This is a genomic window from Streptomyces noursei (assembly GCF_001646665.1).
In the GTDB taxonomy this organism is placed as follows: domain Bacteria; phylum Actinomycetota; class Actinomycetes; order Streptomycetales; family Streptomycetaceae; genus Streptomyces; species Streptomyces lavendulocolor.
Genome location: NZ_LWBU01000307.1, coordinates 24,852 through 33,128, shown reverse-complemented (window position 1 = coordinate 33,128; position 8,277 = coordinate 24,852). Strand labels below are relative to the sequence as shown.

Sequence of the window (8,277 nt, the reverse complement as noted above, 5' to 3'; positions counted from 1 at the left end):
CCGCCACCGGCGGGCCGCCCCGGCTCCCGCCACGAGGCGCCCGGCCCGCCGGGGCGGGCGGCGCCGCACGGACGCCGGCCACCGGGCCACGGCCGAAGTGGTCCTCGAAGCCGAGGGGGAAGTGGCCCTTCAACGGGACCACCGCCCGCACCTAGCGTCGACGGCATGAACATGAACCGGATCCGCGGCATGTCGCTCGCGGCCTTCGCCTGTGTCCTCGTCGGAGCATCCTTCACCGCCAACAGCGTGCTCGGCGACTATCCGTACGCGGGAGGGCAGGCCATCCGCTACGGCCTGGCCTTCCTCCTGCTGCTGCCGCTCGTGGGGCGGGGCGCGGCGACCGCCGTACGCGCCCTGACGCCCCGCCAGTGGGGGCGGGTCGCGGTGCTCGCCGCAGTGGGGATGGTCGGGTTCAACCTGGCGGTCCTCGCCGCCGAGCGCACCGCGGAGCCCGCCATCCCCGGCGTGTTCGTCGGCTGTGCGCCCGTGGTGGTCGCGGTACTGGTACCGGCCCTCAGCGGCCGGCGGCCCACCCGGCCGGTGCTGTACGGGGCGCTGCTCGTCGCCGCCGGGGCGTTCACCGTGCAGGGATGGGGGCGTACCGACCTGGCGGGGATCGCCTGGTCGGTGGCGGCCCTGGGGGGCGAGGTGGGGTTCGCCGTCCTCGCCGTGCCGGTCCTCAAGCCGCTCGGACCGAAACTGCTGTCGGCCACGGTGTGCTGCGTCGCCGCGCTCGAATCGCTCCTCGCGGGGCTGCTGATGGACGGCACCGCCATGCTGCGCGTACCGACCGGGCAGGAGTCGGTCGCCCTGGTGTGGCAGGCGGCGGTCGTCACGGTCGTCGGGTTCGTCTGCTGGTACATGGGCGTCCAGCGGATCGGCGCCGAGCGGGCGACCCTCTTCTCCGGGCTCATCCCGGTGTCCGCGGCCATGACCGCGCCCCTCGTCGCCACCGGTTCCTACGGGGCGGCCCAGGCGGTCGGCAGCGCGCTGGTGGGCGCGGGCGTCGCGCTCGGCTCGGGCGTCCTGGGACGGCGCGCCCCCGCCCCCGCGGCGGTCCCCGCCGGGGAGCACGCGCGCGACAAGGGCGGGATCGTCGTCCGCCGGCACGCGGCCGCGGGGGCGCCGGTGCACCGGCCGCACCGCGAGGACGCCCCGCCGGAGACGCGGCGGCCGGTGACGGGCGGCCCGCGCGGGGGTGACGGACCGTCCGGGGACGCACCCGCGGACCAGGACCTCGCGCCCGGCGCCCGGCGCCCCGCGAAGGCCGGTGCCCCCGCACGGCCCGGCGACCACGGCCCCGTGTGAGCGCCGCCCCGGCGGGGCGCGGACGACGCCGGCGCGGACGGTGCCGGGCCGGGACGGCGCCGGCCGGGAACCCGCCCGGGGGAGGGGCGGGACAGCGGCCGCCCGGGCACCGGCACGGACAGCACCCGCACCCCCGGCGTGCCGCCGAAGAACCTCCGCGGGCGAACCGGCGCGCCCCCGTCCGCCACCGGCGGCCGGAACCCCCGCCACCGGCCCGGCTCGGTTGCGGTCGGCGCCCCGGCCGCAACCACCGCCCGCCAGCCACGAGTTCGGGGGGCCGGACCGGCCGGGCCCCGACGCGTATCGCATGATGGGGCGGTGGCAACCGACACAGAGACAGCACCCGGCAGGGACGCCGGCGGCAAGGACGACGGCGGCACCGGGGTCTTCGAGGCGCACCGGCCCTTCCTGACCGGAGTGGCCTACCGGATGCTCGGCCGCGTCGCCGACGCCGAGGACGTGGTCCAGGAGGCATGGCTGCGGTGGTCGGCCGCGGAACGGGCGGACATCCGCGAGCCCCGCGCCTACCTCGTGCGCATCACCACCCGGCTCGCCATCGACCGGCTCCGCCAGGTGCAGTCGCGCCGCGAGGCGTACGTCGGCCCCTGGCTCCCCGAACCGGTCGTCACCGACTTCGGCCCCACCGTCCCCGACACGGCCGAACGCGCGGTGCTCGCCGACTCCGTGTCGCTCGCCGTCCTGGTCGTCCTCGAATCCCTCTCGCCGCTGGAACGGGCCGTGTTCGTCCTGCGCGAGGCGTTCGGCTTCCCGTACGCGGAGATCGCGGTCACCCTCGACCGGTCCGAGGCCGCCGTACGGCAGCTCGCCGGCCGGGCCCGCCGCCACGTCGACGAGGGCAGGCCCCGTTACGACGTGGACCCCGCCGAGCGCCGCGACCTGACCGAACGCTTCCTCGCCGCGGCGGCCGGCGGCGACCTGGACGGGCTGCTCGCCCTGCTCGCCCCCGACGTACGGCTCGTCGGGGACAGCGGCGGCAAGAGCAAGGCGCCGCTGCGCGTGGTGGAGAGCGCCGACAAGGTCGGCCGCTTCCTGTGCGCCGTCGCCGGGAAGACCCCCGCACCCGCCACCTACCGGACCGCCGAGGTCAACGGCGCTCCCGCGGTGCTCGTCTCCCTCGGCGGGAAGCTCGACTCGGTGTTCCAGGTCGACATCGTGGACGGCCGGATCCAGTGCGTCTACATCGTGCGCAACCCGGACAAGCTCCTCGGCCTGGAGCCCTGACCGCCCCGGCCGCCACCACCGGCCTCCCGACGGCCCCGTGTCCCCCTCGGACGCGGGGCCGTCCGCCGTCCGCCCCGGTCCGAGCCGCGCGAACAGCCTGTGAACGCTCTGCGACAAGGGTCGACTCCGCAGCGTGACCGGCCGACGATTGGTCTTGACCAAGGGTGTGTGCCGTCCTATGGTCGCAAGGGTTAGTGCAGGAACCTTTAATAAACAAGGCACGGGAAAGCCGCCGGGAGCCCGGCGATTGCGGAGGATCAGGGTGGGGACCACGCAGCTGGAATCGGTGCCGGAGCCCAAGTACTGGCATCTGAAGACCGTGATCGGCGAAGCACTGGACACGGATTTCTCCGTGGGGGAGATCCTGCCCAACGAACGCGAACTGGCCGCCCGTTTCGGCGTCGCCCGTGCCACGCTCCGTCAGGCGCTGGAACAGCTGGAGCTCGAGGGCCGCCTCCAGCGCCGCCGCGGCGTCGGCACCACCGTCGCACCGCCGCGGGTGGGCGTCGACGTGTCCACCACCCAGGCCCAGTGGCCCGGCTCCGGCGAGGAGGCCTGGCAGCCGGTCGACTGCGCCCTCGCCGCCCCGCCCGCCGCCGTCGCCCGCCTCCTCGGCCCCGACGGGGACGCCGGCGAGCCGGTGCACACCGTGCGCCGCCTGCGTGTGACGCACGGTCAGGCCGTCGCCGCCGAGCAGCTGTACGTCCCCGTTCGCTCCGTACCGGACCTCACCGCGATCGACGCCCCCTCGGGCGCCGCCCGCGCCCGCAGCGTCCTGCGCGAGCTCCAGCGGCTGACCCTGGAGGGCCAGGACCGCGCCGTGGAGCTCGGCTCCGCCCGCGCCGACGACGCACGGGAACTGGACCGGCTGCCCGGCGCGCCCGTCCTCCTGGTCACCACCCGCTACCTGACGGACGGCCGCACCGCCGCCGTCTCCGTCGCCACCTACCGCGCCGACACCTGCCGTCTGACGTTCGGCGACGCGGGGGACTTCGGCATCGCCTCCTGACCCACCGTCACCGTGCCCGGCCCGTCGCTCAGCGGCGGGCCGTCACCGTGCCCTCGACCGCGAACAACTGCTCCTCCACGTGGTCGAGCGCCAGCCTCAGCGCGCCCGTCGCCACCGCCGCCTCGCCCAGCAGCGACAGCGCCACCCGCGGCGGCCGCAGGCAGAACCGCGCCAGCTCGTCCCGCAACGGCTGGAGCACCCCGTCGAGTCCGGCCGCCCAGCCGCCGACCACCACCAGCTCCGGATCGAGCGCCAGCACCAGGGCCGCCACGTCGTGCACCAGCCGCTGGATGAACCGGTCCACGGCCTCCCTCGCCCGCGCGTCACCCTTGCGGGCGAGCGCGAACACCTCCGCCACCGCCTGCTCGTCCAGCGGGTGCAGCGGCTCGTCCGTGGTCGACAGCAGCGTCTCGGGGGTCGCCCCCTGCCCCAGCAGGTGCAGCGCGCCGATCTCCCCGGCGGCCCCGCCGAACCCCCGGTGCAGTCGCCCGCCGATCAGCGACCCGGCCCCGGGGCTCAGACCCGCGAGGACGAACACGATGTCGTCCGAGTCGGTCGCCGCGCCCTTCCACTGCTCGGCCACGGCCGCCGCGTTGGCGTCGTTCTCCACCAGCACCGGGCACCGGAACGACCGCCGCAGCCGCTCGCCGAGCGCCAGCCCCGTCCAGCCCGGGAGCGCCGTGCCGAGCCGGACCGTCCCGTCCGCCTCCACGATGCCGGGCGTCCCGACGCCCACCGCCCGCAGGCTGCCCCGGGCCACACCGGTGCGGCGCAGCACGTCCGCGACCACGGTCCGGACCCGCTCCAGCCGCTCGTCCGCCGACGCCGTCTCCGACACCTCGCGGGACCCGGCGCCGATGATCCGCCCGTCCAGCCCCGACATCAGCGCGGCCACCCGGTGCGGGCCGATCTCGATGCCCAGCAGGTGGCCCGCCTCCGCGCGGAACCGGAACCGCCGCGCCGGCCGCCCCTGGCGCCTGGCCTCGCCCTCCTCGGGCGCCGCCTCGACCACCAGCCCGGTGCCGATGAGCCCCTCGACCACACCCTCCACGGTGGGCCGGGACAGCCCCGTGATCCGGGTGAGGTCGGTGAGCGTGCGGGCGTCGGCGCCCCGCAGAGCGTGGAGTACCACCGCGGAATTGATCCGTCGCAGCAGCGACGGGTCCCCGCCGGTCAGCCGGCTCACCGTGTGTCCTCCCAGCTAGAACGCGTGTCTGCCGGATGGTACTCAATGACCCGGCCGCCCCGTCAGGCCCCTCGCCCGCGGGGCGCGGATCATGCCGGCCGGCGGTGCCGACGCGTCCCGCTCGGCCACCGGTCCCGGGCCCGCGCCGGACGCTGCTGACGGAACGCCAATTGTCAGTGGTGGGCGCTTTACTGGGATCCATGACCACCGCACGGCACCTGGCGACCATCGATCAGCTGCGCTCCCAGCCCTTCCCGCGGGAGTCCGGCAGAACGGCCACGGGGCACAGCGGTGCCGGCTACCACATCGCCGCGCTCGCCGTGAGCGAGGACTTCTGGGACGACGACGGCACCCGGCGCGGACTCGTCCAGGACCAGTACGAGGCGGACCGGGACGGCCTCTCGGTGCTGCTCACCGCCCGCTGGGGCCCGCCGCAGGTCTTCAGCCTGTGGTCGGTCTTCGACCGGGGCATGGAGGGGGAGGAGATACCCGACCCGTGGGACGCCCTGAGCCAGTCCGTGCCGGACGTCCACCTCTGGCGGGCGGACGGGCACTGGATAGCCCTGGGCGTCTCGCAGTGGGACAAGGAGCAGCCCTTCGAACTGCTCGTCACCGTCACGGAGATCGACCCGCCCTGAGAAGGGGCCGCCGTCCCGGCGGGACTACCCCTGGTCGCCCCGCGCCGCCTGGCGCAGCCGGGCGAACTCCTCGGCCATCGTCTCCAGCGTCCAGTGCGCGTTCAGCCCGCTGGGATTGGGCAGCGCCCAGACGCGCGTGTCGCCGATGACCCTGTCCTGCGGCCCCACCCGTGCCTTCGGATCGTCGAAGGCCGTGCGGTACGCGGTGATCCCCGCCACCGCCAGCCAGCGGGGGCGCAGCCTCTCCACCTTGAGGGCCAGCTGCCGGCCGCCTTCGCGGAACTCCTCGTCGCTCAGCTCGTCCGCCCGCGCGCTCGCCCGCGCGACGACGTTGGTGATGCCGAGCCCGTACGCGAGGAGCTCGTCCTGCTCGGACGGCCGCAACTGCCGCGGGGTGAACCCGGAGCGGTGCAGCACGGGCCAGAAGCGGTTGCCCGGCCGGGCGAAGTGGTGGCCCGTGGCGGCCGACATGAGGCCCGGGTTGATGCCGCAGAACAGTACGGACAGACCGCCCGCGATCACATCGGGGACGATGCGGTCGCGGGCGGCCTGGAGTTCCTGAGGTGTCATACGGGTCGTGTGCCCCGGGTCAGAGGATCGCACCCGGCGCGTAGGCGGCGGCCTCCGGGTGCTGCTTGGCGATCTCCTCGATCCGGGCGACCACCGCACCGACCTGGTCGGCGGCGGCACCCGTGAACGACAGCTTGTCCGCCATCGCCGCGTCGAGCTGCGCCCGGTCCAGCGGCAGCCGCTCGTCGGCGGCGAGCTTGTCGAGGAGCTCGTTGCGCTCGGCGCCGCGCTCCCGCATGGCCAGCGCCGACGCGACCGCGTTCTCCTTGATGGCCTCGTGCGCCACCTCGCGGCCCACCCCGGCACGCACCGACGCCATCAGCACCTTCGTGGTGGCGAGGAACGGCAGGTAGCGGTCGAGTTCCCGGGCGACGACCGCCGGGAAGGCACCGAACTCGTCCAGCACCGTGAGGAACGTCTCCAGCAGCCCGTCCAGCGCGAAGAACGCGTCGGGCAGCGCCACGCGCCGGACCACCGAGCACGAGACGTCGCCCTCGTTCCACTGGTCGCCCGCCAGCTCGCCGGTCATCGACGCGTAGCCGCGCAGGATGACCATCAGGCCGTTGACGCGCTCGCAGGAGCGGGTGTTCATCTTGTGCGGCATCGCGGAGGAGCCGACCTGGCCGGGCTTGAAGCCCTCGGTGACCAGTTCGTGCCCGGCCATCAGCCGGATCGTCTTCGCCAGCGACGAGGGCGCCGCCGCCAGCTGGACCAGCGCGGTGACGACCTCGTAGTCGAGGGAGCGCGGGTAGACCTGGCCGACCGAGGTGAAGGCGTGGGCGAAGCCCAGGTGCCCGGCGATCCGCTGTTCCAGCTCCGCCAGCTTCGCGGCGTCGCCGCCCAGCAAATCCAGCATGTCCTGCGCGGTGCCGACCGGCCCCTTGATGCCGCGCAGCGGGTAGCGGCCCAGCAGCTCCTCCACCCGCGCGTACGCCACCAGCAGCTCGTCCGCGGCGGTCGCGAAGCGCTTGCCGAGCGTCGTGGCCTGGGCGGCGACGTTGTGCGAGCGCCCCGCCACGACCAGCTCGCCGTACTCGCCCGCGAGCCTGCCGAGCCGCGCCAGCACGGCCACCGTGCGGTCGCGCATCAGCTCCAGCGACAGCCGGATCTGGAGCTGTTCCACGTTCTCGGTGAGGTCGCGCGAGGTCATGCCCTTGTGGACCTGCTCGTGGCCCGCGAGCGCGTTGAACTCCTCGATCCGCGCCTTCACGTCGTGGCGCGTGACCTTCTCACGCTCGGCGATCGACGCCAGGTCGACCTGGTCGAGCACCCGCTCGTAGTCGGCGAGCGCGGCCTCCGGCACCTCGATACCGAGGTCCTTCTGGGCGCGCAGCACGGCGAGCCACAGCCGGCGCTCCAGCTTCACCTTGTGCTCGGGGGACCAGAGGACGGCCAGCTCCGCGGAGGCGTAGCGGCCGGCCAGGACGTTCGGGATGCGAGGCTTCGCAGACACAGCAGTCACGTGTCCAGATTCTACTGGCGGTTTCTGCAGGTCCGCGCCGCGGTCCGGATTGTGGGTTGCTACGAGACGGACGACTCGTCGTCGAGGAGGTACGGCAGCAGCTCCGGGCGCTTGGGCGGCCGGCCGTCGCCGGAGGAACGTCCCGTCAGCCGCCGCGCCACCCAGGGCCCCAAGTGCTGCCGGGCGAACCGGAGGTCGCCGATCCGCCGGGCCCGCCAGGCCAGGGGCGCGGTCGGCGGCAGCGGCGCCCGCCAGTCCTCCTCCGCGTCCAGCCCCAGCGCCTGCCACACCGCCTCGGCCACCCGCCGGTGCCCCTCCCCGGTCAGGTGCAGCCGGTCCAGGTCCCACAGCCGCGGGTCGCCCATCACCTCGGCCCCGTACAGGTCGACGACCAGGGCGCCGTGGCGCGCGGCCAGCTCGTCGACGTACGCGAACAGCTGCTCCATGCGCGGCCGGAAGCGCTCCATGACCGGGCCGTTGCGGCCGGGGCTGCGCATCAGCACCAGCTGCCCGCACGAGGGGGCCAGCCGCTCCACGGCCTCCTCCAGCAGCCCGCGCACCCGGCCCATGTCGCACGACGGGCGGAGGGTGTCGTTCAGGCCGCCGACGAGCGTCACGACGTCCGCCTTCATGGCCGCCGCGAGGTCCACCTGCTCCTCGACGATCTGCCCGATGAGCTTGCCGCGCACGGCCAGGTTGGCGTATTGGAAACCGGGCGTACGGGCGGCGAGGCGGGCCGCCAGCAGGTCGGCCCAGCCGCGGTAGGAGCCGTCGGGCAGCAGGTCCGACATGCCCTCGGTGAAGCTGTCGCCCACCGCGACGAAACTGTTGTAGGTGGCATTCATCTCCATGGCGGAGCGAT

The 8,277-nt window shown here is 74.7% G+C and carries 8 protein-coding genes; 4 read left to right on the top strand and 4 right to left on the bottom strand.

Annotated features, from left to right (window positions below; all coding sequences use genetic code 11):
* Window positions 1–165: 165 nt before the first annotated feature.
* The 3 genes from A4V12_RS22930 to A4V12_RS22920 all read left to right on the top strand — a co-directional run bounded on the left by A4V12_RS22930 (window position 166) and on the right by A4V12_RS22920 (window position 3,559).
* The gene (locus A4V12_RS22930) at window positions 166–1,308 is read left to right on the top strand and encodes a DMT family transporter (RefSeq protein WP_079137272.1); all 1,143 of its coding nucleotides are present in this window, start codon (window positions 166–168) and stop codon (window positions 1,306–1,308) included.
* Between the two features lie 429 nt (window positions 1,309–1,737).
* The gene (gene sigJ / locus A4V12_RS22925; RefSeq protein WP_107415487.1) at window positions 1,738–2,550 is read left to right on the top strand and encodes an RNA polymerase sigma factor SigJ; all 813 of its coding nucleotides are present in this window, start codon (window positions 1,738–1,740) and stop codon (window positions 2,548–2,550) included.
* 262 nt (window positions 2,551–2,812) lie between these two features.
* The gene (locus A4V12_RS22920) at window positions 2,813–3,559 is read left to right on the top strand and encodes a GntR family transcriptional regulator (RefSeq protein ID WP_064071309.1); all 747 of its coding nucleotides are present in this window, start codon (window positions 2,813–2,815) and stop codon (window positions 3,557–3,559) included.
* A gap of 28 nt (window positions 3,560–3,587) precedes the next feature.
* On the opposite strand, the gene A4V12_RS22915 is transcribed toward A4V12_RS22920, so the two are convergent.
* Window positions 3,588–4,745 (bottom strand): ROK family transcriptional regulator, encoded by a 1,158-nt coding sequence (locus A4V12_RS22915; protein ID WP_064071308.1) that lies wholly within the window; start codon window positions 4,743–4,745, stop codon window positions 3,588–3,590.
* Window positions 4,746–4,945: 200 nt separating this feature from the next.
* On the opposite strand from A4V12_RS22915, the gene A4V12_RS22910 reads away from it, so the two are divergent.
* The gene (locus A4V12_RS22910) at window positions 4,946–5,383 is read left to right on the top strand and encodes a hypothetical protein (protein ID WP_064071307.1); all 438 of its coding nucleotides are present in this window, start codon (window positions 4,946–4,948) and stop codon (window positions 5,381–5,383) included.
* 24 nt (window positions 5,384–5,407) lie between these two features.
* On the opposite strand, the gene mug is transcribed toward A4V12_RS22910, so the two are convergent.
* The 3 genes from mug to A4V12_RS22895 are packed head-to-tail and all read right to left on the bottom strand — an operon-like array spanning window position 5,408 to window position 8,266.
* On the bottom strand, window positions 5,408–5,953 hold the full coding sequence (gene mug, locus A4V12_RS22905; protein ID WP_064071306.1) for a G/U mismatch-specific DNA glycosylase: 546 nt from the start codon (window positions 5,951–5,953) through the stop codon (window positions 5,408–5,410).
* A 19-nt stretch (window positions 5,954–5,972) separates the two neighbouring features.
* On the bottom strand, window positions 5,973–7,415 hold the full coding sequence (gene purB / locus A4V12_RS22900; protein ID WP_064071305.1) for an adenylosuccinate lyase: 1,443 nt from the start codon (window positions 7,413–7,415) through the stop codon (window positions 5,973–5,975).
* 59 nt (window positions 7,416–7,474) lie between these two features.
* Window positions 7,475–8,266 (bottom strand): SGNH/GDSL hydrolase family protein, encoded by a 792-nt coding sequence (locus tag A4V12_RS22895; RefSeq protein ID WP_064071304.1) that lies wholly within the window; start codon window positions 8,264–8,266, stop codon window positions 7,475–7,477.
* Window positions 8,267–8,277: the final 11 nt, after the last annotated feature.

Bases quoted from the DNA above. Each gene is read 5' to 3' on its own strand.
- mug (WP_064071306.1), bottom strand. From the start codon at position 5,953: ATGACACCTCAGGAACTCCAGGCCGCCCGCGACCGCATCGTCCCCGAT.
- A4V12_RS22930 (WP_079137272.1), top strand. From the start codon at position 166: ATGAACATGAACCGGATCCGCGGCATGTCGCTCGCGGCCTTCGCCTGT.
- A4V12_RS22895 (WP_064071304.1), bottom strand. From the start codon at position 8,266: ATGGAGATGAATGCCACCTACAACAGTTTCGTCGCGGTGGGCGACAGC.
- sigJ (WP_107415487.1), top strand. From the start codon at position 1,738: ATGCTCGGCCGCGTCGCCGACGCCGAGGACGTGGTCCAGGAGGCATGG.
- A4V12_RS22910 (WP_064071307.1), top strand. From the start codon at position 4,946: ATGACCACCGCACGGCACCTGGCGACCATCGATCAGCTGCGCTCCCAG.